General features: G+C 71.9%; 17 protein-coding genes. 13 read left to right on the forward strand and 4 right to left on the reverse strand.

Features of this window, described 5'->3' with window-relative positions; translation table 11 throughout:
• Positions 1–3: 3 nt before the first annotated feature.
• The 10 genes from ACFP2T_RS07735 to ACFP2T_RS07780 all read left to right on the forward strand — a co-directional run bounded on the left by ACFP2T_RS07735 (position 4) and on the right by ACFP2T_RS07780 (position 8,718).
• Positions 4–1,179, forward strand: a complete 1,176-nt coding sequence (locus tag ACFP2T_RS07735) for a M24 family metallopeptidase (protein WP_377419141.1) — start codon at positions 4–6, stop codon at positions 1,177–1,179.
• Complete coding sequence (locus tag ACFP2T_RS07740) at positions 1,176–2,045, forward strand: alpha/beta fold hydrolase (protein ID WP_377419144.1); 870 nt, start codon at positions 1,176–1,178, stop codon at positions 2,043–2,045. Before ACFP2T_RS07735 ends, ACFP2T_RS07740 begins: the two co-directional genes overlap by 4 nt.
• Complete coding sequence (locus ACFP2T_RS07745; protein ID WP_377419146.1) at positions 2,045–3,034, forward strand: ABC transporter ATP-binding protein; 990 nt, start codon at positions 2,045–2,047, stop codon at positions 3,032–3,034. Before ACFP2T_RS07740 ends, ACFP2T_RS07745 begins: the two co-directional genes overlap by 1 nt.
• Complete coding sequence (locus ACFP2T_RS07750) at positions 3,021–4,010, forward strand: ABC transporter ATP-binding protein (protein ID WP_377419149.1); 990 nt, start codon at positions 3,021–3,023, stop codon at positions 4,008–4,010. The genes ACFP2T_RS07745 and ACFP2T_RS07750 overlap by 14 nt, the downstream gene beginning before the upstream one ends.
• Positions 4,011–4,059: 49 nt before the next feature.
• Entirely contained in the window at positions 4,060–5,262 is a 1,203-nt protein-coding gene (locus ACFP2T_RS07755; protein ID WP_377419151.1) for a dipeptidase, read from the forward strand.
• A gap of 151 nt (positions 5,263–5,413) precedes the next feature.
• Positions 5,414–6,142 (forward strand): GntR family transcriptional regulator, encoded by a 729-nt coding sequence (locus tag ACFP2T_RS07760; RefSeq protein WP_377419153.1) that lies wholly within the window; start codon positions 5,414–5,416, stop codon positions 6,140–6,142.
• 23 nt (positions 6,143–6,165) lie between these two features.
• Positions 6,166–6,927, forward strand: a complete 762-nt coding sequence (locus tag ACFP2T_RS07765; protein WP_377419155.1) for a GNAT family N-acetyltransferase — start codon at positions 6,166–6,168, stop codon at positions 6,925–6,927.
• A 335-nt stretch (positions 6,928–7,262) separates the two neighbouring features.
• Positions 7,263–7,718, forward strand: coding sequence for an MmyB family transcriptional regulator (locus tag ACFP2T_RS07770; RefSeq protein WP_377419157.1), 456 nt, complete (start codon positions 7,263–7,265; stop codon positions 7,716–7,718).
• Entirely contained in the window at positions 7,715–8,188 is a 474-nt protein-coding gene (locus ACFP2T_RS07775; RefSeq protein ID WP_377419159.1) for an Atu4866 domain-containing protein, read from the forward strand. Before ACFP2T_RS07770 ends, ACFP2T_RS07775 begins: the two co-directional genes overlap by 4 nt.
• The gene (locus ACFP2T_RS07780; RefSeq protein WP_377419161.1) at positions 8,185–8,718 is read left to right on the forward strand and encodes a nuclear transport factor 2 family protein; all 534 of its coding nucleotides are present in this window, start codon (positions 8,185–8,187) and stop codon (positions 8,716–8,718) included. Before ACFP2T_RS07775 ends, ACFP2T_RS07780 begins: the two co-directional genes overlap by 4 nt.
• 69 nt (positions 8,719–8,787) lie before the next feature.
• On the opposite strand, the gene ACFP2T_RS07785 is transcribed toward ACFP2T_RS07780, so the two are convergent.
• The gene (locus ACFP2T_RS07785; protein ID WP_377419163.1) at positions 8,788–10,131 is read right to left on the reverse strand and encodes an aminotransferase-like domain-containing protein; all 1,344 of its coding nucleotides are present in this window, start codon (positions 10,129–10,131) and stop codon (positions 8,788–8,790) included.
• 60 nt (positions 10,132–10,191) lie between these two features.
• Between ACFP2T_RS07785 and ACFP2T_RS07790 the strand changes: the two genes are divergently transcribed.
• The 3 genes from ACFP2T_RS07790 (at position 10,192) to ACFP2T_RS07800 (ending at position 13,336) form a co-directional block, all read left to right on the forward strand.
• Positions 10,192–11,553 carry a pyridoxal phosphate-dependent decarboxylase family protein gene (locus ACFP2T_RS07790; RefSeq protein WP_377419165.1) on the forward strand — a complete coding sequence of 454 codons (1,362 nt, stop codon included), beginning with the start codon at positions 10,192–10,194 and terminating at the stop codon, positions 11,551–11,553.
• On the forward strand, positions 11,550–12,425 hold the full coding sequence (locus ACFP2T_RS07795; RefSeq protein ID WP_377419167.1) for an LLM class F420-dependent oxidoreductase: 876 nt from the start codon (positions 11,550–11,552) through the stop codon (positions 12,423–12,425). The genes ACFP2T_RS07790 and ACFP2T_RS07795 overlap by 4 nt, the downstream gene beginning before the upstream one ends.
• A gap of 104 nt (positions 12,426–12,529) precedes the next feature.
• The gene (locus ACFP2T_RS07800; RefSeq protein WP_377419169.1) at positions 12,530–13,336 is read left to right on the forward strand and encodes an SAM-dependent methyltransferase; all 807 of its coding nucleotides are present in this window, start codon (positions 12,530–12,532) and stop codon (positions 13,334–13,336) included.
• Between the two features lie 11 nt (positions 13,337–13,347).
• On the opposite strand, the gene ACFP2T_RS07805 is transcribed toward ACFP2T_RS07800, so the two are convergent.
• From ACFP2T_RS07805 to ACFP2T_RS07815, 3 genes are read right to left on the reverse strand one after another with little or no spacing between them, the layout of a single operon-like run.
• A complete protein-coding gene (locus ACFP2T_RS07805) occupies positions 13,348–14,295 on the reverse strand; it encodes an FkbO/Hyg5 family chorismatase (RefSeq protein WP_377419171.1) in 948 nt (315 codons plus the stop codon).
• Positions 14,283–15,734, reverse strand: coding sequence for a tryptophan 7-halogenase (locus ACFP2T_RS07810; RefSeq protein ID WP_377419173.1), 1,452 nt, complete (start codon positions 15,732–15,734; stop codon positions 14,283–14,285). Before ACFP2T_RS07810 ends, ACFP2T_RS07805 begins: the two co-directional genes overlap by 13 nt.
• Positions 15,731–23,611, reverse strand: a complete 7,881-nt coding sequence (locus tag ACFP2T_RS07815; protein ID WP_377419175.1) for an SDR family NAD(P)-dependent oxidoreductase — start codon at positions 23,609–23,611, stop codon at positions 15,731–15,733. The genes ACFP2T_RS07810 and ACFP2T_RS07815 overlap by 4 nt, the downstream gene beginning before the upstream one ends.
• Between the last annotated feature and the right edge of the window lie 83 nt (positions 23,612–23,694).

Consider the following 23,694-nt stretch of genomic DNA (forward strand, 5'->3'; position numbering starts at 1 on the left):
CCGATGCGTCTGCCCGACAGTTTCTACTCGACCGTACGCGCCCGGCTCACCGACGCGCTCGACGTACGCGGCCTCGACGGCTTCCTGGCCACCACCCCGGCCGACGTCGCGTTCCTCTCCGGCTTCTTCTACATCGCCACCGAACGGCCGGTCTACCTGTGGATGCCCCGCGAGGGTGACCCACTGCTGGTGATCCCCCGCCTCGACGAGGAGTACGCCGCCCAGCAGGGCGTCACCGTCGAAACGGTGAGCTACTTCGAGTTCCCCGGGGTGGTGACCGCCGAACAGACCCTCGGCGCGGCGCTGGCCGGCCGGGCGCCGAAGCAGATCGGGGTGAGCGCCGGGCTGTCGATCGGCGCGTACCGGGCGCTGTCCCGGGCACTCGGCGGCAGCACGCTGGTCACCACCGACGCGGTGGCCAAGCTGCGGCTCCGCAAGTTCCCCGAGGAGATCCCGTTCCACGAGGCGGCGGCGCGGATCTGCGACGAGATGCTCGGTGCCGGACGGGAACTGATCGCCGACGCGCTGCGCCGGGGCACCGAACTCCCCCGCGAGGACGAGATCGCCCGGCACGTCATCGGCTACGGCACCGACCGGATGTACGCCGACTACGACCTCGTCGTCTACACCACCAAGCTGGCCGGCGGGCTGGTCTACGCCGGTCCGAACTCGGCGCTGCCGCACGGCCTGCCGACCCGGCGACGGATCCAGCCGGGCGACACCCTGATCCTGTCCCTGGGCGCGGCGGTGGCGAGCCGGTTCGTGGAGAGCGAACGGACCTTCGTGGTCGGTGAGCCGACCGCCGAACAGCAGCGCTACTACGAGGCGGACCGGGAGGCCCAGGAGGTCGGCACCCAGGCGATGCGGGCCGGCCGGACCTGCGCCGAGGTCAACCGGACCTGCCTCGACGTGCTGCGCGGGCACGGGCTCGGCGACTTCATCCGGCACCGGCAGGGCCACGGCATCGGGTTGCAGAACCACGAGGCGCCCTGGGTGGAGGACGGCGACCACACCGTGCTGGAGCCCGGGATGCTGCTCTCCAGCGAGCCCGGGGTGTACGTCCCGGGCCACGCCGGCTACCGGATCTCCGACACCGTCCTGGTGGAGGAGACCGGCCCGCGCCGGCTGACCGGCTATCCGCGCGATCTCGCATCCAACATCATCGAGGAGGTCCGGTGACCATCGGAAGTCCGACGAACTTTTCGGGTCGGCTCAACATCAACGGCGCCGAGCTGGTGGTCGAGGCGTTCGGCCCCGAGGACGCGCCGGCCATGATCGTGCACCACGGCGCGCCGGGACTCGGTTCCCGGTCCGAGCCGAAGCGCTCGTTCGGCCCGTTCGCCGACCGGTTCCGGGTGATCGTCTTCGACGCGCGGGGCTCCGGTGAGTCCAGCGACGACGAGCCGTTCACCCACGAACAGTGGGTCGCCGACACCGATGCCATCCGGGCGCACTTCGGCTACGAGCGGATCGTGATGGCCGGCGGCTCGTACGGCGGCTTCATTGCCCTGGAATACGCCATCGCGCACCCCGAGCGGGTCGCCGCGCTGGTCCTGCGGGACACCGCACCGGACACCGCGCACGACCACCTCGCCGTCGAGCGGGCGAAGACCACCGACCGGACCGTCATTCCACAGTGGGCCATCGACCGGATCGGCACCGGCCGGTTCGAGAGCAACGACCAGCTCCGGGAGTACTGGAAGGCGATCCTGCCGCTCTACGACCACCAACACGACCCGGCCAAGGACGCGGCGAAACTGGCCGCGACCCGGTTCCACTACCGGACCCACAACGCCGCGTTCGGCCAGAACATGCCGAGGTACGACCTCAAGCCGAAGCTGCCGACGATCACCTGCCCGACCCTGGTCACCGTCGGCCGGCACGACTGGCGTACCCCGGTGGCCGCCTCTCAGGTCATCGCCGACCTGGTCCCCGACGCCCGGCTGGTGGTCTTCGAGCACTCCGGCCACTCGCCACAACTGGAGGAACCGGAGCTGTTCCAGCGGACCGTCCGGGACTTCCTCGATTCGGCCGGGATCCGGTAATGGCCCTGCTGGAGGTCGAGGACCTGCGGGTCAGCTTCCCCGGGCCCGGTGGCGACGCGACGACCGTGCACGCGGTCAACGGGGTGTCGCTGGAGCTGGAGTCCGGACGGACGCTGGCGATCCTCGGCGAGTCCGGCTCGGGCAAGAGCGTCACCGCCCAGGCGGTGATGGGCATCCTCGACGTGCCGCCCGCCCGGGTCGCCGGATCGGTCCGGCTACGCGGACGGGAGCTGCTCACCCTCGCGCCGAAGCAGCGCGACCGGGTCAGCGGCGAGGAGATCGGGATGGTCTTCCAGGACGCGATGGCCGCACTCAACCCGGTCTTCACCGTCGGCGACCAGCTCAGCGAACTGCTCCGGGTCCGCCGGAAGATGTCCCGGTCCGACGCCCGGCGACGCGCGGTCGAACTGATCGACCGGGTGCACATCCCGGCCGCCAAGGACCGGGCCCGGGACTATCCGCACCAGTTCTCCGGCGGGATGCGGCAGCGCATCATGATCGCGTTGGCGATCGCGCTGGAGCCGGACGTGCTGATCGCCGACGAGCCCACCACCGCGCTGGACGTGACCGTGCAGGCGCAGGTGATGGAACTGATCGCGGAGATCCAGCGGGACAGCGGGATGGGACTGCTGCTGATCACCCACGATCTGGGAGTGGTCGCCGAGGTCGCCGACGACGTCGCGGTGATGTACGCCGGCCGGATCGTCGAGCGGGCCACCGTGGAGCAGATCTTCGCCGGCCCGGCCCATCCGTACACCGAGGGTCTGCTCGCCTCGATGCCCCGGATCGACCGGCGGGACGAGGAGCTGTACGCCATTCCCGGCAGCCCGCCGAACCCGGCCCGGCTGCCCAGCGGCTGCCCGTTCCACCTGCGCTGTCCCCGGGCCGACGACGTCTGCCGGGCCACGCTGCCCGCGCTGGAACCGCTGCCCGCCGGCCGCGCCAGCGCCTGCCACCACCGGGAGGAGTTGCTGCATGTCAGCCACTGACGAGCTGGTACTCCGGGTCGAGAACCTGGTCCGGCACTTCCCGGTCAAGGGTCGGCTTCCGTTCACCTCCGGCGGGGTGGTCAAGGCCGTCGACGGAGTCTCCTTCGAGCTGCGCCGGGGCGAGACCCTCGGGGTGGTCGGCGAGTCCGGCTGCGGCAAGAGCACGCTGGCCCGGATGCTGGTCGGGCTGGAGCGACCGACCTCGGGCGAGGTGCGCTTCGGCGACGCGGTGGTGCACGCGGCCCGGGGTCGGGACCTGCGGGCGCTGCGCCGGCGGATCCAGATCGTGCTCCAGGACCCGTACACGTCGCTGAACCCCCGGCGGACGATCCGGGAGATCCTGCTCCAGCCGTTCGAGATCCATCCCGACGCGCTGGACCGCAAACGCCGGCTGGACCGGATCCGGGAACTGCTCGACCTGGTCGGCCTCGACCCGAGCGTGCACCTCGACCGGTATCCGCACCAGTTCTCCGGCGGGCAGCGCCAGCGGATCGGCATCGCCCGCGCGCTGGCCCTGCAACCCGACGTGATCGTCTGCGACGAGCCGGTCTCCGCGCTCGACGTCTCGGTCCAGGCCCAGGTGGTGAACCTGCTGGAACGACTCCAGCGGGAACTGGGCGTGGCGTACGTCTTCATCGCCCACGACCTGTCGGTGGTCCGGCACATCTCCGACCGGGTCGCGGTGATGTACCTCGGCAAACTGGTGGAGAGCGGCCCCGAGACGACGCTGTACGACGCACCGGCCCATCCGTACACCAAGGCGCTGCTGTCGGCGGTGCCGGTGCCGGAACCGGTGGGCCGGGGCGACCGGAAGCGGATCCTGCTCGTCGGTGACCCGCCGAGTCCGGTCGACCCGCCGTCCGGCTGCCGCTTCCGGACCCGCTGCTGGCAGGCGACGGAAACCTGTGCCACCACCGAGCCCCCGCTGGCCGGCGACGACCGCGCGGTCGCCTGCCACTACCCGCTGGCCGCTTGACGCCGCCCCCGGCACCCAGCGACTACCGTCCCGCATTAAGGAGAGAGCTTTGCTGCAAGAACCCGCGTCCCGGTACCAGGGCCACAAGTCCTACTCGTACCTGGAGCCACATGCCGACTACCGGGTCTTCGACCTGGCCGCGGAGGTCGGTCGGGTGCCCGAACACGACCTCGGGCTCACCGACGCGCAGCGGCAGCGGGTCACCCGGCTGCTGACCGAGCACATCGCGATCTCGCTGCACGAACACCCGGTCATCCTGCCCGAGGACGTCCGCGAACTGCGCACCTACAACCGGACCGCCCGGCAGCGGACCGGATACGAGGGGTTGGCCCGGTCCGGCCTGACCGCCGTCTTCGACAACTTCATGGCCGGCGCCTCCTGCGTGACCAGCGAGAACGGCTGGAAGTGGAACGACCTCATCTACGCCCTCGGGATGCGGATGAGCGACCTCTACAAGCAGGACTTCGTCCGGCTCGCCACCTCGCTGGCCGACATCCGGGCCGCGAAGCGGGACGGCCGGCTCGCCCTGGTCGCCGGGCTGGAGTGCAGCAGCCCGATCGAGAACGAACTCGACCGGATCGACATCCTGTACGGCTTCGGTGTCCGGCAGCTCGGCATCGCGTACAGCCAGGCGAACATGCTCGGCGGTGGGCTCTCCGAGGCCCGGGACGGTGGGCTGACCCACTTCGGCCGGCGCGCCGTGGACCGGATGAACAAGCTCGGCATCGCGATCGACATCTCGCACTCCGGCGACCAGACCTGCCTCGACGTCATCGAGGCCAGCCGGGTACCGGTCTTCATCACCCACGCCGGGGCCCGCTCGGTCTGGAACACCTCACGGATGAAGCCGGACGACGTGATCCGGGCCTGCGCCGAGCGGGGTGGCGTGATCGGCATCGAGGCCGCCCCGCACACCACCCTGTCGGAAGCCCACCTGGAACACTCGCTCGAATCGGTGATGGACCACTTCCGCTACTGCGTCGACCTGGTCGGCATCGACCACGTGACGTTCGGCCCGGACACCATGTTCGGCGACCACGTCGGGGTGCACAAGACGTACGCCGGCAACTACGGCCACGACTCCGGCAACAAGCCGCAGCACCCTCGGGTGGAGTACGTCTCCGGGGTGGAGAACCCGGGCGAGGCGTTCGGCAACATCGTCGGCTGGCTCGTCAAGCACGACTACTCGGACGACGAGATCGCCAAGGTCGTCGGCGGCAACACCATCCGGGTACTGGAGCAGGTCTGGTAGCGGCGGGTACCGGCGTGACGACGGCACCCGTGCGCAGATCGATCGGGCGGGTGTCCAACTACTACACTCCGTACGCCGAGTTCGGCGGTCAGGGCGCACCCCAGCGGCCGACTCGAACACGGTGGCGGCGTGGAGCGGGAAGGTGAGAGTGATGGCTCGGCGCGAAACCGCGCTGCAGGCCGCGCAAGGTCAGCTGCGCGACCTGATCGGCAGCGAGTTCCTGACCGGTGACAAGCTGCCCAACGAGCGGGAACTGGCCGACCGGTTGGCGGTCAGCCGGGCCACCGTACGGGAGGTCCTCGGCCAGCTCGCCGCCGAGGGCGTACTGACCCGGACCTGGGGTGTCGGCACCTTCGTCCGCGAGCCAGCCGAGCGGGTGCCGGTGTCGATCGGCGACGTCACCGCCCTGCGGGACCGGATCACCGCCTCCGGGCACCGCCCCGCACTCCAGGACGCGGCCGTGAGCCGGGCCTCCTGCCCGGACGACTGCGCCAAGATCCTCGGGCTGCCGGTCGGTTCGCCGGTGTGGCGGGTCGACCGGCTCTTCGCCGTCGACGGCGTCGCCGCCGCCTGGATCCGGGACCACCTGCCGCTCAGCGTCGGCGACCGCCACCTCGACCCGTCCGGTCTGGTCAGCATCGACCTGGACATGTTCGAGTTCCTGGCCGACGCGACCGGGATGCCGGTACGCCGAGCCGAGATCGAGTTCGCCGCCATGCTCGCCGACGAGGAGGCGGTCGACCGGCTCGGGGTGCCGATCGGGCATCCACTGGTCAACGCGACCCAGATCGGCTACAACGCCGAGGATACCGCCCTGTTCCATGGCCACATCATGGTCCGGACCGACGTGCTGACCCTGCGGATCACCCGGGGCGCGTAGTCGGAGTGTCGGGGTTGGCGGGCATGAGCGACCCGGAGGCGGTGCGGGGCCTCCAGGAGAGAGCGGCGCGAGCGCTTCCGGCCACGCAGATCGAGAAGGTCGACGGGTGGTGGCTACGTTCTGCCCCGGGCTGTGCCTGGTGGGTGCGGTCGGTGCTGCCACATGGTGATGCCGGACCGGACGAACTGGTGCGCCGGGTGGCCGGCGCGGAGAAGTTCTACGCCGACCGTGGCGTGGCCGCGCGGTTTCAGATCAGCGCGGGAGCATGCCCCCGAGGGCTCGACGCCGTCCTGGCCGAACGTGGCTACCGCGCGGAGAGCCCGATGTCGTTGCGGGCGGCCCCGACCGCCCGGGTGCTGGGCGGGGCGCCGACCAACTCGCTGCGGATCCGACTGGACGACCGCCCGACCGGTGACTGGTTCGATGTCTGGCACGCCGTGCACGGTCACCATGGCGGCGATCGCACCGCCGAGTGGGACATGCTCACCCGGGTGGACGGGCCGAGCGCGTACGCGGCTGCGATGGTCGGCGGTGAGATCGTCGCGGTGGGGCGCGCGGTCGCCGACACCGGCTGGGTGGGGCTGTTCGGTATGGCCACCCTGCCCGAGGCACGTGGGAGGGGTGCGGCCCGCAGTCTGCTCGCCGCCCTCGCGAAGTGGGCCGGTGGACACCGGGCCGACCGGATGTATCTCCAGGTGGAACGCGGCAACGTGCCGGCGGTCCGGCTGTACGAGCGGACCGGCTTCAGCGAGGTACGCGGGTACCACTACCGCACCGCCGGCTAGTCTTGTTTTAACCTTCGGCTCTCTCGCCTCTTGTTTCGCGCTGTCGTGAGTGGACACGAAGACGGCCTTCGGTGAGCATGTCGCCTCGCCGAAGAAGAACATGGCTCACAACCGAAGGCGGGCGCTGCGGCAGCAGCAGAGGTCGAGGATGCGATGGGCCACCAGACCACTGCTCTCGTCGCGCAGTTCGACCAGTTGCTCGGGCCCAACGGCGCCCGAGCCTGTTCGGCGCGGGGAGCAGAGGGTTGCTCGGGCCGGTGTGAACGACGGGCCTCGATCTACCTGGGAGCGCTGGGACCAGGCTCGCGGCGCACCGGCGACCTAGCCTGGTCGTCATGGCCACTTCGAAACTGGGCAACTACCTGCGGGGCCGGCGCGAACAGATGCAGCCAGGCGACGTCGGGCTGCCCGAGGGTGGGCGGCTGGACTGGGAAAAGGCCGCGGCGAACGCGGTCGCGGCATTGCGGTTCCTCGAGGGTGCCTGGCCGCACGATCCCCGGATCCAGGAGGTACTGCGGACGGCCACGGAGCACAGCCGCGAGTTCACCGACCTGTGGCGGCGACGGGACGCGCGGGGCAAGTCCGACGCGGCAAAGGTCCTGCTGCATCCCGAGGTCGGCGAACTCACCCTCCGCATGCAGACCTTCGACGTGCGTTCCGCGCCAGGGCAGCAACTGATCGTGTACCACGCCCAGCAGGGCACCCGGACCGCCGACGCGCTGCGCCTGCTCGGCTCGCTCGCGGCGCCGGCACCCGAACGCCGGGCTGACTCGCGCGGGAGGATCTCATGAGGGGCCGCCTCGGAGTCGTGCTCAGCGGCGCGTGCGCCGCCGTGCTCCTCGCCGCGTGCTCCGTGGGGCCGGACAGCGGACGACCCGCCGTTCCTGACGACGCCGCGCAGCCTCACCTGCAGGATCCCGCGCCACCCGCGAACGGAACACCGCCCACACCGACCCCGGGGACAGCGCAGACCGAGGCCGCGGGGGCGTCACCGCATCCGTACCTCGGAATGTGGGTGACCTCCGACGGGCACATCCGTCAGGAGCTACTCCCGAACGGCCGCTACGACGAGGCCCGCGGAGACCGGCAGAGCGCCTACACGGGTTCCTACCGGATCATCGGCGACAGGATCGATTACATCGACGACACCGGATTCACCGCGGACGGAACCTTCGACGGAGACATCCTGCACCACGGGGGTTACGTCTTCTACCGCGAGGGCAGCGGTGCGCACCGACGAGCGGAAGAGGGACGACGATGACGAGCGGCACTTCGGGGCAGAGCCGACGGGTACTCATGACGGCAGCGCTGACCGGCGGGCTGACGATGCTGGCCGGAACCGCTCCCGCCTCGGCGGGACCGCGCGAGGATGGCGGCGGGCCGGCTTCCGGCCAGTCGGCCCGGGAACGCCGGAACAAGGCGGCCGTGCTCCGGGCGTTCGAGCAGCAGAACGCGGGCGGCGACCTCTACGAAATCCTCCACCACGACATCGACTGGACGATCGTCAACGGGCGCACCTACACGTCGAAGGCCGAGTTCCTCGCCGAGGGATCGTCACCGGTCATGGACCGGCTGGTGCCGCCGCTCGTGATGACCGTTCAGGATCTGTGGACCGAGGGTGACATCGTGATCGTCCGCTTCGTGGGCGACGCGACGGCGATCGACGGCATCCCGTACCACAACGAGTACTGCTGGGTCTGGCAGCTGCGGGGCGGCCAGGTTGTGCGCTGCCACGCGTTCCTGGACATGCTCGCCGTACGGGAGCGGGTCGAGCGCGTCGAGCTGGACTGACTGCTTCGGGACGGTTGTGGCAGGGTCCACGATCGGCACCGTTAGCCGAACCGGCGGGTGGGCGGCGGGTCAGCCGAGGAGCGCCACGGCCCGGGTCAGTACCTCGGGAGCGGCGGTGAAGGGCAGCCGCAGATACCTGGTCAGGGTCCGGTCGACGGAGAACTCGGGCCCGGACGCCAGCGCCAGGCCACGGCGCCTAGCCGCAGCCGCCAGGGCGGGTCCGGTGGTGTGTCGCAGGTGCAGCCAGACGGCGAGCCCGCCGAGCGGCACGTCGAAAGTCCACTCGTCCCGTCCGGCGAGCAACTGGACGAGGTGGTCCCGCTGGGTTCGCAGGCTGGCCAGTCGGTCCGTGAGAATCTGGCCCACGTCGCCGAGCAGCTCTTCGGCGATCAGTTGCTCCAGCGGCGGTGGCGTGAGACTCCCCTGCATCGGGTTGAGCATCAACTCCCGTACATCGCTGGCCCGCGCCCGGATCCAGCCGACGCGTAGGCCACCCCAGATGGTCTTGCTCGTGGAGCCGATCGTGATGACGCGGGCCCCACGCAGGCGCGGCACGGGCTGCGGCGGTGTCCGGAGATCGAGCTCGCGCATGGTCTCGTCGGCAACCACGGGAACGTCGAGGCGCTCGGCCATTGCGGCGATCTGCTCGCGTACGTCGTCCGGCATGAGCATGCCGGACGGGTTGTGGAAGTCCGGAGTCAGGTACACCAGCCCGGCGCCGGCCGACCTGATGACGTCCGTGGGCCGTTCCCAGCCCTGGGCCGTGACCGGGATCGACACCAACCGCGTACGGCGCCGGCGTAACACGGCCAGGGCGCCCGGATAGGTGGGACTTTCCACGACGAACGGGCGGCGCCGGTCGTGGAAGTGATCGGCCAGCAGCATCAGCGCCGCCGTCGCACCCGAGGTGACCAGGATCTGTTCCGGGGTGGTCGGCAGGCCCTCGCGGGTGTACTGCCCGGCCAGCAGCGCCCGCAGGCCGGGCAGGCCGCCATCCGGGGTGCCGGAATCGCACAGCTGGGGCGCGCAGCGCTCCACCGCCCGGTGCAGCGCGGCCAGATAGTGCGCATGCGGGGCGGCGGTCACGGCCAGCCTCATGTCGAGTTCCACGCCATCGCCGCCCTGGTCCAGTGACCAGGGTGCGGTACGGGTGGTCAGGTGGGCCGGCAGGCACAGGACGCTGCCGCTGCCGTGCCGCGTCCGTACCCAGCCGCCCTCCCGCAGCAACGCGAGCGCGGCGACCACGGTGCCCCGGCTGATGTCCAGTTGCCGGCCGAGCACCCGTTCGGACGGCAGTGGGGTGCCGACCGGGATCCGGCCGTCCAGCACCGCGCCGCGGACCGCCGCGTCGACGCACTGCGCGAGGCTCATGCCCTCCTGGCGCCACCGGCCCATGCTTGCGACGAACGACATGGTCCAGTTATACAGAATTGGACCAGGACTTCGCGCGCCCGGCCCGGCTACGGTGCGCCAATGCATACGAGACTGGCCGACGACCTGGAACGCCTACCGGACCTGCTGGAGTCCACCCGTGGGTACGCCGCCCGGCTCCTGGCCGGGCTGGACGCACGTCCGGTGGCCCGACCACCCGACACCCGGCCGGCCGATCCGCTGCCGGTGGAGGGCATCGGGCTGGAGGGCGCGCTGACCCGGTTCGCCGAGCGGTGGGAACCGGGCCTGTCCGGCAGCGCGGGGCCGAGGTACCTCGGATTCGTCACGGGCGGCGCCACCCCCGCCTCCGTCGCCGGCGACTGGCTGACCAGTACCCTGGACCAGAACGTGGCGTCGGACGGTGACTCGTCCGCACCGGATCTCGAACGTGAGACCCTCGACTGGCTGCGCAAGCTGTTCGGCCTCACCCGCACCCACACCGGCGCCTTCGTCAGCGGCGCGACGATGTCCAACGTCGTGGGGCTGGCAATCGGCCGGGAATGGCTGGGCGAGCAGTACGGCATCTCCGTCGCGCAGGCGGGTACGCAGGCCCTTCCGGCGATCCGGGTGCTGTCCGGCTCGCCACACTCGAGCATCTACAAGGCGCTCTCCATCCTCGGCATCGGCCGGGAGCAGCTACACCAGTTGCCTGTGCTGCCCGGCCGCGAGGCGGTCGACGTGTCCGCCCTGGCGGCCGCGCTGAGCCAGGGCCCGGCGATCGTGGTGGCCAACGCCGGCACGGTGAACACTGCGGACTTCGACAACCTGCGGGCGATCGCCGCGCTGAAGCGCGACCATCGGTTCTGGCTGCACGTCGACGGCGCCTTCGGGCTGTTCGCCGCCCTGTCCCCGGATCACGCGCACCTGGTCGACGGGCTCGCCGAAGCCGACTCCGTCTGCGTCGACCTGCACAAGTGGCTCAACGTTCCGTACGACGCGGCGGTCCAGTTCACCCGCCGACAGGACCTACAGCTCAGCGTGTTCCACAACGACGCGGCGTATCTCGGCGCTCCGGCCGAGGAGCCCGAATTCGTGCACCTCACCCCGGAGAACTCCCGGCGGATGCGGGCGTTACCCGCCTGGTTCTCGCTGACCGCGTACGGCCTCGCCGGGCATCGGGAGATCGTCGAGCGGAACATCGCGTCGGCTCGCCGGCTGGGCGCCCGGCTGGCCACCCTGCCCGGAGTGCGACTGCTCGCCCCGGTACGGCTCAACGTGGTCTGCTTCACCGTGGACGGCGACGCGAGTGCGGTGTTCCGCAGTGTCGCCGAGACCGGGGAGGCCTTCCTGACGCCCACCGTCTACGCCGGCAGGCCCGGACTGCGCATCGCGTTCAGCAACTGGCGGACCGGTGAGCGCGACGAGGAGCGGGTCTTCGACGTGCTGCGAAAGGTGCTGGCGTGACGGTCCAGCTGGGCGGTGTCGGCCTGTGGGCGCCGTTGGGGCTGTGGATCCAGGAGGGTGCGCGCCTGCCCGAGGCCGCCGCCGAGGTGGACGCCCTCGGCTTCGGCGCGATCTGGCTCGGCAACGGACCGACGATCATGGACGTCGCGTCGTCGCTGCTGGACGCGGCGCCACGGATCACCGTGGCCACCGGGATCGTCAACATCTGGCAGCATCCCGTCGAGGAGGTCGCCGCGCGGCACGCGCAGCTGACCGCGAGGCATCCGGCTCGGCTGCTGCTCGGGCTGGGCAACGGTCCGCGCGAGCCGAGTCAGTGGCTGCTGTCGCCGTACCGGATGATGGTGGAGTACCTCGACCAGCTCGATGCGTCCGGGTGCTCGGCCGGCGACCGGGTCCTCGGCGCGGTCGGACCGCGGATGACCGCTCTCGCCGCCGCCCGCAGCCTCGGCGCGCACCCGTTCCTCACCACCGTCGAGCACACCCGCCAGGCGCGAGCCGCCCTGGGGGTCGGGCCGTTGCTGGCGCCGGAGCTGAAGGTGGTGCTGGAGGCCGACCCCGGGCGGGCCCGCAGCATCGCCCGGCAGGCGCTCGACTTCTACCTGAGCAAGCGGGGCTACTCGGCGAACCTGCGTCGACTCGGCTTCACCGAGGAGGACCTGACCGGTCGCGGCAGCGACCGCCTGGTCGACGCCGTGGTCGCCTGGGGCGACATGGCGACCGTGGTCGGCCGCGTCCGCGAGCATCATCAGGCGGGCGCGGACCATGTCGCCATCCAGGTGCTCTCGGAAGATACCGACCAGCCGCGGCCGGACCGGCGACGGTTGCCCCGCGAGCAGTATCGCCGGCTGGCCGAGGCGCTGTGCGGAGTGTGATCCACGCCCGCGTGGGAACCGGCGGGGCCGATGGTGCGTCGGACGTGTCGTCCGGTCTACGGTGGAGACCTCCCGCCCGCCACAGAGATTACGGGGACGGCCAAGTGACCCAGGAAAGCACGACCCAGCAGCAGTCACGGTCGGAAGCGCTCGACACCGGGGTGCCGCACTCCGCGCGGATCTGGAACTACTGGATGGGCGGTAAGGACAACTTCGCGGCGGACCGTGCCGCCGGGGACGCCTACAAGGCGCACTTCCCGGGCATCGTGCCGCTGGCCAAGCAGTCCCGGCGCTTCCTGATCCGTGCCGTACACCACCTGGCGACCGAGGCCGGCATCCGCAACTTCCTCGACATCGGCACCGGACTGCCGACAATGGACAACACGCACCAGGTCGCCCAGCGGGCCGCCCCGGACTCCCGGATCGTGTACGTGGACAACGACCCGCTCGTGTTGGCACACGCTCGCGCCCTGCTCAGCAACACCACTCCGGAGGGTGTCACCGGCTACGTCGACGGGGACTTCCACGAACCGGAGCGGATCGTGGCCGACGCCAGGAACATCCTGAACTTCAGCCAGCCGATCGCGGTCATGTTCATGGGAGTCCTCGGCCACGTCGCCGATGACGACGAGGTGCGGTCCATTGTGGGCAGGGTGATGGCCGCCGTCCCCTCCGGGAGTTATCTGGTGTTGTGGGACAGCACCAACACCAGCGAGGGGTTCGACGAGGCCCAGCAGGGCTACGACGACACCGGCGCGGTCCCCTACATCCTGCGCAGCCCGGCACAGATCGAGCGGTGCTTCGACGGCTTGGAACTCCTGGAACCGGGCGTGGTGTCGATCTCGCAGTGGCGGTCGGACACCGCCACCGAGGCGGTGGACGGGTACGGCGGCGTCGCGCGCAAGCCCTGAGCGGTCCCGCGTCACACCGGCACGGAGACCTGACGGCGGACGCGCGGGGACATCCCCTCCATCTCTACGAGGAGGTCGGTGCGACACAGGTCGGTGACGAGGTAGGCGACGTCACCGACGAACACCTCGGTGCACAGCCGGCGTACCGCGTCGAGGTCACCAGTGTGTCGGACGTACACCTTGACGGCCTGCAACGCACTGAGGTCGGCGGCGAGTGTCGCGAGGTTCGCCAGGGTGGTGCGGCACTGGGCCACGACGTCTCCCGGGTGGACGGTCGCGTGGCCGAGGATGCTGGCGGTGCCCGAGATGAGGAGCTCGCCGTCGGGCAGCCGGCTCGCTCGGGCGAAGCTGGGCGGCCGGGGCCCGTACCGGTCGGGGTAGTGGTAGGCCGGGACCTGGCGATGGTTCTCGACGGCGACGTGCCCGGCAGCGCGGCGGGCCAGCAGGTAGAACGTGACACCCTCGGTGTGGGCGCCGACGCCGGTGGCGGCGGGCAGTGTGTCGCGGGGCAGGGGTGAGCTGTCGAAGGCCTCCGCCCGCCCCCGGCAGAAGTCACGGTAGATCTCCAGCCCGTCGGCGTTGGGCTCGTTGATCCGGCCGACGAAATTCCACATCCGGACCACGTACGGGTATCCGAGGTCGACCAGCAGGCCGAAGGCACGGCGGTACGCCTGCCGGACTCCCGGGGCGTACCGGGCCGCGGCCGGCACCCGGCCCGCGCAGAAGACGTACCTCCCGTCGTGGCCGAAGGCGATTCCGTCGCGGGAGCCGACGCTCACCGGCCGGTCGGTGGTCCAGACCTCGGTGACGGCCTGCGCGGGGTCCCGGACGAGGTGCAGGTCGACGGTCGGCGTCCCGGACCGGACCGACGGTGCTGTCGCGACCGTGCCGTACCGGACGACACCGAGCGGGTGCGGCACAGCGGCCGGGTCACCGAACAGGCATCTCAGGCGATCCAAGCGAGCCCGTCCTTCGCCAACGCGAGACCGTTCGGAACCGGCGGTTCGGTGTCGTCGAGGGGTGCTCCGTACAGGGCCTCCTCCTGGAGGTTGCGGCCCTGCCGGAAGGTCTCGCCGACGGTCCGCGACGTGTACAGCGGGTTGCGCCGGTCGTCGGCGGTCGCCAACCGGTCGACCGCGCGATCCAGGTCCGCCGACGCGTCGGCCAACCGGACCCCGACGCCGGTCTCACCCGGCAGAAGGCCGCCGACGAGTTCGGCGAAGGCGGCGGTCTCGGTGGCGTCCACGGCGGTGACCTTCTTCGCCTGCCAGAAGTACGACTGCTCGTCGCGCTGCATGTCGTAGAAGGACACCAGGAACTCGTAGAAGACGCCGTACTCACGACGGTACCGGGCCTCGAACTCGGCGAAGCTCCGCTCCTCGGCAACGGTGCCGGCGAGGCAGGCGTTGATCGACCGTGCGGCGAGCAGTGCCCCGTAGGTCGCGAGGTGCACCCCCGAGGACAGCACCGGGTCGACGAAGCACGCGGCATCGCCGACCAGCACCATGCCGGGAGTCCAGAAGGACCGCTTCCAGTACGAGTAGTCCTTGCGGACCCGCACCTGGTCGTACGGCGGCTCCGTGGCGGTCGGCACGCCCACGAGTTTGTCGGCGACCTCGGGACACCTCTCGATCATGGAGCGCCAGGCGGCGGTCGGATCGCGCTGGACGGATGCCCGGTGCTCCTCGGCGATGACGGCGCCGACGCTGGTCAGATCGTCCCGCAGCGGGATGTACCAGAGCCAGCCCGCGTCGAAGGCGGCGCAGAAGATGTTGCCGGCGTTCGGTTCCGGCAACCGCTGCCCACCGGCGAAGTAGCCGAAGACGGCAAGGTTGCGGAAGAAGTCGGAGTAGGTCCGGGATCCACCGACCCGGCCGTGGATCCGGCTGGTGTTGCCGGAGGCGTCGACGACGTAGCGGGCGTCCACGGTGTGCCGGGTGCCGTCGGCGGCCTCGTACTCGACGCCCCGGACCCGGTCCGTGGCCTCCAGGACCCCACGGACCTGGCATCCCTGCCTGACGTCGACGCCGACGCGGGCGGCGTTGCGCAGCAGGATCTCGTCGAACCGGGAGCGCTCGACCTGGAAGGCCGTCGAGGTCGGCTCCGGCAGCCGGGGCGACATGGCGAACGAGAACTGCCACGGCTCGGGATTGCGGCCCCATCGGAACGTGCCGCCGCGCTTGAGGGTGAAGCCGGCCCGTGCGACCTCGTCCGCCACGCCCAGGATCCGGCACAGACCGTGCACCGTGGAGGGAAGCAGCGACTCACCGATCTGGTACCGCGGAAACGTCTGCTTCTCCAGCAGCAGCACCCGGTGTCCGCGCATCGCGACAACGGTCGCGGCGGTAGATCCGGCCGGGCCGCCACCGACGACCACCACGTCGTAGGTCTGGGTCATCCGAGTCCTCCTTGAGAGACGTCGCGTAGCCAGGTACGCATGGCAGCGGCCGTCGTGTCGGCATCGTCGCCGAACACCGTGTAGTGATCACCACGGATGTCGGCGGACCGGTGCGGTAACGGCCAGCGCGGCAGCCAGTCCCCGTCGGGATCGGCGTCGAGCATCTCCCGGGTCGGTGCGGCGCGCAGCAGCAGCGTCGGCACCGGCGAGGGATCGGGCTGCCAACCGTCGAAGATCCGCACGTACGCGCCGCCGGCAATCATCGTGGCGTCCGAGAAGTAGCCGTGGAAGAGTTCCTCCGGGCGGTTGCCGTCCGCCGCCACCAGCGCGAGCGACCGTCTGTCGTCCCGGGCGGTGGCCCCGTGATGGGTGTCGACGAGGACCACGGCGGCGGGCGGCATGCCATCGGCCGCGAGCTGCCCGGCGACGGCGTGCGCGACCCCGCCGCCGGTGCACTCCCCGACGAGGACGACCGGCCTGTCGCCGGCGAGCGCACGGATCGTGTCGGCGTGCAGCCGGGCCAGCGTGGCGACGCTGTCCGGGATGTCGCGACGGGCACCGAAGCCGGGGTTGGCGAGCATGTGCAGGTCGAATTCGCCGTCGAGAGCCCGGGCCAGGCCGTGCGGGGTCGGATCGGCCAGGGTGAGATAGCCGGGAAAGAACAGCAGAACCGGTCGGTGCGGGTCACCGGCAGCCAGGCGCACCGGCGCGACGGCATGCTGTCCCCTCTCGTCCATGCCGAACGTCGGCAGCCCGTACGAGGCGAGGTACCGCAGCGCCATCGCCTCGGTTGCGCCCCGGTCGCGGATGACCCGACGGTAGATCGCGGTGAACCGCTCCGTTCGGACCGGCTCCTCCGCCGTCGGCCCGTGGCCCGGTCCCGCCTCGGGCGTCGGTTCGTCCTCCGTACCCGTCTCGGGCGTCGGTTCGTCCTCCGTACCCGCCTCCGTCGTCGGCAGGGTCTCGGCCAGGACCGCGTACACGTGCGCCGTCAGCTCCGCCAGGGTCGGATGGTCCAGGGCGACCGTCGCCTCCAGCCGTACCCCGGTGAATGCGCTGAGCCGGTTACGGACCTGGACCGCAGCCAGCGAGTCGAAGCCCAGTTCGCCGAAGTGCCGGTCCGCGGCGAACGACGCCACGTCCGGGAAACCCAGAACGGCGGCGATCTCGGCCCGGATCAACGTCGACAGGGCTGCCTCGCGGCGTGTTGCCGGCAGCCCGGCAAGGGTTTCTCGCCAGGCGCCGACCTCCGCGTCGGCGGCCCCGGCCCCGGAAGTCCCCGCCGGGGCGACCGGCGCCAGGCCGCTGAGGATCGGCGGCACGGCGACACCGGCCAGGGCCCGCACGTCCAGCACGACCGGCACGAGCACCGGCTCGGTGCTGCGCATCGCCCGGTCGAACAGCGCCATGCCCTGCGCCGGGGTCAGCGCGCGGATGCCGCCGTCGGTCAACTGCCGCCGGGCCGCGTCCGTCGCCACCTGCCCGGACATTCCCCCGGCGTCGTCGTCGACCGACCAGAGGCCCCACGCCAACGACTGCGCGGGCAACCCTCGGGCGCGACGGTGTCCGGCCAGCGCGTCCAGGAACGTGTTCGCGGCCGCGTAGTTGGCCTGACCGGGCCGGCCGAGCACGCCGGACGCCGACGAGTACGTGACGAACGCCGCGAGATCGAGGCCCCGGGTGGCCTCGTGCAGGTGCCAGGCGGCGTCCGCCTTCGGCGCCAGTACGGCAGCGATCCGCTGCGCCGACATGGCGGTCAGGACGCCGTCGTCGAGGACGCCGGCGAGATGGAACACGGCGGTCAGGTCCGGCCCGCAGGAGGCGACCAGGGCGTCGACCGCCGACCGGTCGGCGACGTCGCAGGCGGTGACCCTCACCCGTGCCGGGAGTTCGTCCACCCAGGCGGGAACCGTCCCCTGCCGGTTGGCGAGTACCAGGTGGCGGACTCCGTACTCGGCGACGAGGTGACGGACCAGGATCGCGCCGAGGGCTCCGGTGCCGCCGGTGACCAGTACCGTGCCGTCCGGGTCCAGGGCCGGCGGAGTGCCCTCGGCGGCATCCGAGCGGGCGAGCCGTGGCGCGAGGATGGTTCCGCCCCGGACCGCGAGCCGTGGTTCGGCCAACGCGGCCGCCCGGTCCAGCGCTTCGTCCGACTCGGGCATCCCGCACACGTCGACAACGGCACAGCGGCCGGGATGCTCCGACTGGGCGCTGCCGACCAGACCCCACACCGCCGCCGCGGCCGGATCCGGATCGGGTCCGGTGGCGCGTTCGGTAACCACGACGAGGCGTCCCGGCCGGTCGGCGGCGAGCCAGTCGGTGAGGCGGGCGAGGGTGCTGTCGAGCAGCAGGCGTACCCGGGCGGGAGCGTCGCGGTCGGCGGGAGCGGCGGGGCGGAACAGCTCGTACGGGCCGCTGTCCCCGGCCGACGGCGCCGGCACCCAGTCCACCCGGTGCAACGCCCGCCGAGCCGTCGCGCGCACCGCGCTCGCCACCTCGACCTCCCTGGTGACGAGCGAGTCGATCGTGGCAACGGGCCGACCCCGCTGGTCCGTGACGGTGACCCGCACCTCGTCCGGCTTGATCGGGGACAGCGTCGCCCGCGCCGCGGTGGCTCCGGTGGCGTGCAACTCCACGCCACGGAGCGTGAACGGTACCCGCAGCTTGTCCGTCGGGTTGGCCAGCAGGCTGGCGTGCAGAGCCGCGTCGAGCAGTACCGGGTGCAGGCCGTACCGGCCGGCGGTGGCCTCCCCCGGTGGCAGGGACAGTTCGGCATGGACGACGTCGCCGTCGCGCCACAGCGCGGTGACCGCCCGGAACGCCGGCCCGTAGCCGAATCCCGCCGCCTCGAGCCGCTCGTAGTCGACGGTCACCGGCCCGGCACCGGGCGGCGGCCAGTCGGCCGGTGCCGTCGGGGCACGACCGGTCGGGGCCGTGCTGGTGGCGGTGGCATGCCGGGCCCACGGCTCCGGTGAACCATCGGGGCGGGCCCAGATGGTCATCGAGCGGTCGCCGGTCCCGTCCGGTGCCTCCATGACGACCTGGACGTCCAGTGGACCGGACAGCACCAGCGGTGCGGAGATCGTCAACTCGGCCAGCCGGACGGCCGTCTCCCCCGCGCCTGCCGCCCAAAACGCCAACTCGGCGAGCACGGCCGCCGGCACGACGACGTCGTCTCCGATCACGTGGTCCGCGAGCCAGGACTGGCGGAAGGCGGAGAGCACACCGGAGTGCCGGACCTGTGGTCCGTCGGCGCCCGGCTGCGGGTCGCCGAGCAACGGGTGCGCCGCCGTACCGGCCGGCGGGGTGCCGTCCAGCCAGTAACGCTGGCGCTGGAAGGGGTACGTCGGCAGGTCGCACCGGTCGGCGCCGCTGTCCGCGTACGCCACCTGCCAGTCCACCGACACGCCGTGTACGTGCAGCGTCGCCAGCGCGTCGAGGACACCCGCGACCTCGGCAGTTCCGGACCGGATACCGGACGCGAAGACGGCGTCCGAGTCCGCCGCGACACACCGCTGCGCGAGAACTCCGAGGACCGCGGCCGGCCCCACCTCGAGGTAGGCGGACGTCCCCGCACCGTCCAGCCAGGCCACCGCATCGGCGTACCGAACCGTCTCGCGGGCCTGCCGGACCCAGTAGTCGGCACTGGCGAGCGCGTCCGGGTCGGACCGCCCGGTCAGCCCGGACACCACGGGCACCGAGGGCCGGTGGTAGGTCACCGACTCGGCCACCGCCCGGAAGTCGGCCAGCATCGGATCGAGCAGCGGTGAATGGAACGCATGGCTCACCCGCAGCCGGTTGGAGCGGCGCCCGAGCCGTGCGACCAGCCCTGCCACGGCATCCGCGGCACCGGACAGCACCACGGACTCCGGGCCGTTGACGGCGGCCAGACCGACCTGACCGCCGGCCTCCTCGAGGAGTTTCTCCACCTCGGCCGGGGTGGCCCGGACGGCGACCATCACTCCGCCGGCGGGCAGGGCGGCCATCAGCCGCCCCCGCGCCGCGACCAGCCGCACGGCGTCCGGCAGGGACAGTACGCCCGCGACGTGCGCGGCCACGAGTTCGCCGATCGAGTGTCCGGCAAGGTGATCGGGGCGGACCCCGCACGCGTCGTACAACGCGTGCAGCGCCACCTCGAACGCGAACAGGGCCGGCTGGGCGTAGTCCGTGCGGTCCAGCAACTCGGCGTCCGGACCGTCGACCACGTCCCGCAGCCGCCTGTCCAGCTGGGGCGTGAACGCGACGCACACCTCGTCGTAGACCTCGGCGAACCGGGGGAAGGCCGCCGCCAGCTGGCGTCCCATTCCGAGCCGCTGCGCGCCCTGCCCGGTGAACAGGAACGCCAGGCGCGGGTCGCGTCGCGCGGTTGCCCGCCGGACGTCGGCGTTGGGTAGCCCACGAGCGAGGTCGCGCAGGCCGGCGACGTCACCGGCCCGTACCGCCGCCCGGTGTCCGAGCGCGGCCCGCCCGGTGGCCAACGAGTACCCGACGTCCAGCGGGGACGCCTCGGGTGGCGCCTCGGCGAGCCGGCCAGCGTACGCCCGCAGCCCGGCCTCGTCGGCGCCGCCGAGCAGCCAGGGCGCGGCGTCCCAGAAGGACTCCCGCGCGACCGACGACACGGTCGACGGTACGGCCGGCGGTAGGGCCGACGACGCGGTCGACGGTACGGCCGACGACGCGGTCGACGGCGCGACCCCGGCGGGTGGCTCCTCGAGGATCACGTGCGCGTTGGTCCCACCGATGCCGAACGACGAGACCGCCGCCCGTCGTGGCCGCCCGTCGGCGGGCCACGGCCGTGCCGCGTCGAGCAGCCGTACCGCCCCGGCGGTCCAGTCGACGTGTGGTGACGGCTCGTCGGCGTACAGCGACCGGGGCAGTTGCCGGTGACGCATCGCCTCGATCATCTTGATCACCCCGGCGATGCCCGCCGCCGCCTGGGTGTGTCCGAGGTTCGACTTCACCGAACCCAGCCAGACCGGATCGTTCCGGTCCTGCCCGTACGTGGCGAGGAGGGCGGTCGCCTCGATCGGGTCGCCGAGCCGGGTGCCCGTGCCGTGCCCCTCCACGACATCCACGTCCGAGCCGCGCAGTCCCGCGTCGGCGAGTGCGATGCGGATGAGATCCCGCTGCGCCTCGCCGTTGGGCGCGGTGAGACCGTTCGAGGCGCCGTCGGAGTTCACCGCGCTCCCGCGCAGGATCGCGAGCACCGGGTGGCCGTTGCGACGCGCGTCGTCGAGGCGTTCCAGCAGGACGAGCCCGGCTCCCTCGGCCCACGCGGTGCCGTCGGCGCCGGCGGCGAAGGAGCGGCACCGGCCGTCCGGGGCGAGCCCCCGTTGTCGGCTGAACGCGATGAACGGCCGTGGCGTCGCCATCACCGTCGCGCCACCGGCAAGGGCCAACGAGCACTCACCCGTCCGCAACGCCTTCGCGGCGAGGTCCATCGCGACGAGCGACGACGAGCATGCCGTGTCGATGGTCATCGTCGGGCCGCGCAGCCCCAGCACGTAGGCGATCCGCCCGGATCCCACGCTGCCGGCCGAACCGATGCCCAGATGCGACTCCAGTTCGTGCGTGGCCACCCGGCTCGCGTAGTCGCCGTGCATGAGCCCGACGAACACCCCGGTGTCGGTGCCGCGCAGGCTCGGCGCGGGAATACCGGCGCGTTCGAACACCTCCCAGGCGACCTCCAGTAGCAGCCGGTGCTGCGGATCCGTGGCGAGGGCCTCCCGGGGCGAGATACCGAAGAACGCCGGGTCGAAGTCCGCCGCGTCGTGCAGGAAGCCACCCCGGCGGGTGTACGTCGTCCCGATCCGGTCCGGGTCGGTGTCGTAGAGGGCCTCGACGTCCCAGCCGCGATCGGTGGGGAAGTCGCTGGTGGCGTCCACGCCGTCGGCGACGAGCCGCCACAACTGTTCGGGCGAACGCACGCCGCCCGGGTACCGGCAGCCGACCGCGACGATCGCGACCGGTTCGGTCACGGGTCTCGGCCGCGGGGTGGCCGTCACCGGAACGGCACCGGCCAACCGGGTGTCCAGGTACGCCACCAGGGCCGCCGGGCTCGGATGGTCCCACATGATCGTCGTCGGCAGCCGCAGGCCGGTACGCAGGCTGAGCCGGTGCCACACCGTCATGGCGCCCATCGACGTCATGCCGAGGTCCGCGAACGCCGTCGTCATCTCGACGACCGGGCCGGCGATCGCCGCGACCTCGGCACGGACGAGTTCCGCCAGCGCGGCCCGGCGTTCCCCCGGGGTCAGGCCCGCGATCCGGGCCGGGTCGGGCGACGAGCCGGCCGCGAGAGCCTCCCGCAGGATACGGCGCCGGGGCTTGCCGGATGCGGTACGCGGGATCAGTGGGGTGAAGACGATCTCCTCCGGAACCTTGTGCGCGGACAGTGCCTTCGCGCACTCCCGTAGCAGGCCGGCCGGGTCGGTGGTCTGGTCCGCCGGCACCACGAAGGCCACCGGGACCTCGCCCAGGAGCGGATGGGCCCGTGCGACGACAGCGGCGTCGCGTACTCCGGGCATGCCCTGGAGCGTCTGCTCGACCTCGGCCGGGTCCACGTTGGCACCGCCCCGAATGATCAGGTCGCTGGCCCGTCCGACCACGCTCAGGTGTCCGTGGTCGTCGATCCGGCCCAGGTCACCGGTGCGATACCACCCGTCCCGCAGGACCTCCGCCGTCGCCTGCGGCCGCTCGTGGTACCCGAGCATGAGGTTGGGGCCCCGGACCCAGACCTCACCGTCCGCGCCGGGCGCCGCCGGTCGGCCCGTCGCGGGAGCGACCAGCCGCACCTCGACACCGGGGGCGGGCGGACCGCTCGTACCGCTCACCCGGGGTCCCACCGCCGGCTCCACCGCGATCATGCCGCAGGTCTCGGTGCTGCCGTAGCAGTCCAGCAGTGGGGCGCCGAGCATCGTCTCGACGTCCGCCCGCAGCGCCGGGTCGCTGACCGCCCCGGCGGTCAGGCAGATCCGCAGCGCCGACGCGGCCGGCGGCCCGGCGTCCAGCAACTGACGGTACGTCGTCGGCACTCCGGCGATGACGGTCGGCTTCTCCTCGGCGATGAGCCGCGCCACCGTCGCCGGGTCGGCCCGTCCGACGATCCGCGCGCTCGCGCCGGCCACCGTGACGCCCAGCACGCAGAGCGAGTGGGCGAAGCTGTGTGCCATCGGCAGTGGCCACAGGAGGTGGTCGTCCGACGTCAGTCCGAGCACCGGCCCGTAGCAGGTGACCGCCGACCACAGGGCGGCCCGCTGGGTCGAGACCGCGCCCTTGGCCGCGCCGGTCGTTCCGGAGGTGTAGAGCATGAAAGCCGGTTCGTCGAGACCCAGGTCGTCCGGGGCGGTTCCGCCCGGCTCCTCCTCGGGGCCGTCGGCACCGTCCACCAGGTCGCTCAGTCTCAGCACGCCGGGCGGCAGCGGCCCGTCCCCGGCCACCACGAGCCGGATCGGACGACGTCCCGCCGTCAGCCCGACAACCTGGCCGAGCCGCCGCTCGTCGATCACCAGTACCGCCGGTCGGCAGTCGGCGAGCAAGGTCACCAACTCGCCAGACGTGCACTGTGGACTTATCGGAACACCGACCGCCGCGGCCCGTACCGATGCGAAGAGCACCTCCACCAGGTCGACGCCGCCGTCGAGACAGAACGCGACCCGGGCACCACGCGGGACGCCCAGTCCGGCGGCGAGGCGCGCACTCCGCCGCTCGATTCCGCGCCACGTCACCACACGCCGACCGTCCGCGAACGCCGTCCGGTCCCCGTACCGCCGGGCGTTCTCCCGCAACAGTCGGGGTACCGGCCGGATGACGTCCCACCCGGCCGGCGGAGTGTGCCTTTTCTGCTCTTCGACCCCGTGGTCCCGCAGATCCCGCATGGTCACGATCCTGGCATTCGGCCGCAAGCGGACGTAGCGAAGGGTTAGTGCCGATACAGACGTGCTGCTGAGGACGGCGACGC

The organism is Plantactinospora solaniradicis (assembly GCF_042658085.1).
Lineage (GTDB): Bacteria > Actinomycetota > Actinomycetes > Mycobacteriales > Micromonosporaceae > Plantactinospora > Plantactinospora solaniradicis.

Coding starts and splice junctions, on each gene's coding strand:
- ACFP2T_RS07760 (WP_377419153.1), top strand. CDS start 5,414: ATGGCTCGGCGCGAAACCGCGCTGCAGGCCGCGCAAGGTCAGCTGCGC.
- ACFP2T_RS07750 (WP_377419149.1), top strand. CDS start 3,021: ATGTCAGCCACTGACGAGCTGGTACTCCGGGTCGAGAACCTGGTCCGG.
- ACFP2T_RS07785 (WP_377419163.1), bottom strand. CDS start 10,131: ATGTCGTTCGTCGCAAGCATGGGCCGGTGGCGCCAGGAGGGCATGAGC.
- ACFP2T_RS07765 (WP_377419155.1), top strand. CDS start 6,166: ATGAGCGACCCGGAGGCGGTGCGGGGCCTCCAGGAGAGAGCGGCGCGA.
- ACFP2T_RS07780 (WP_377419161.1), top strand. CDS start 8,185: ATGACGAGCGGCACTTCGGGGCAGAGCCGACGGGTACTCATGACGGCA.
- ACFP2T_RS07745 (WP_377419146.1), top strand. CDS start 2,045: ATGGCCCTGCTGGAGGTCGAGGACCTGCGGGTCAGCTTCCCCGGGCCC.
- ACFP2T_RS07735 (WP_377419141.1), top strand. CDS start 4: ATGCGTCTGCCCGACAGTTTCTACTCGACCGTACGCGCCCGGCTCACC.
- ACFP2T_RS07775 (WP_377419159.1), top strand. CDS start 7,715: ATGAGGGGCCGCCTCGGAGTCGTGCTCAGCGGCGCGTGCGCCGCCGTG.
- ACFP2T_RS07810 (WP_377419173.1), bottom strand. CDS start 15,734: ATGACCCAGACCTACGACGTGGTGGTCGTCGGTGGCGGCCCGGCCGGA.
- ACFP2T_RS07815 (WP_377419175.1), bottom strand. CDS start 23,611: ATGCGGGATCTGCGGGACCACGGGGTCGAAGAGCAGAAAAGGCACACT.
- ACFP2T_RS07790 (WP_377419165.1), top strand. CDS start 10,192: ATGCATACGAGACTGGCCGACGACCTGGAACGCCTACCGGACCTGCTG.
- ACFP2T_RS07770 (WP_377419157.1), top strand. CDS start 7,263: ATGGCCACTTCGAAACTGGGCAACTACCTGCGGGGCCGGCGCGAACAG.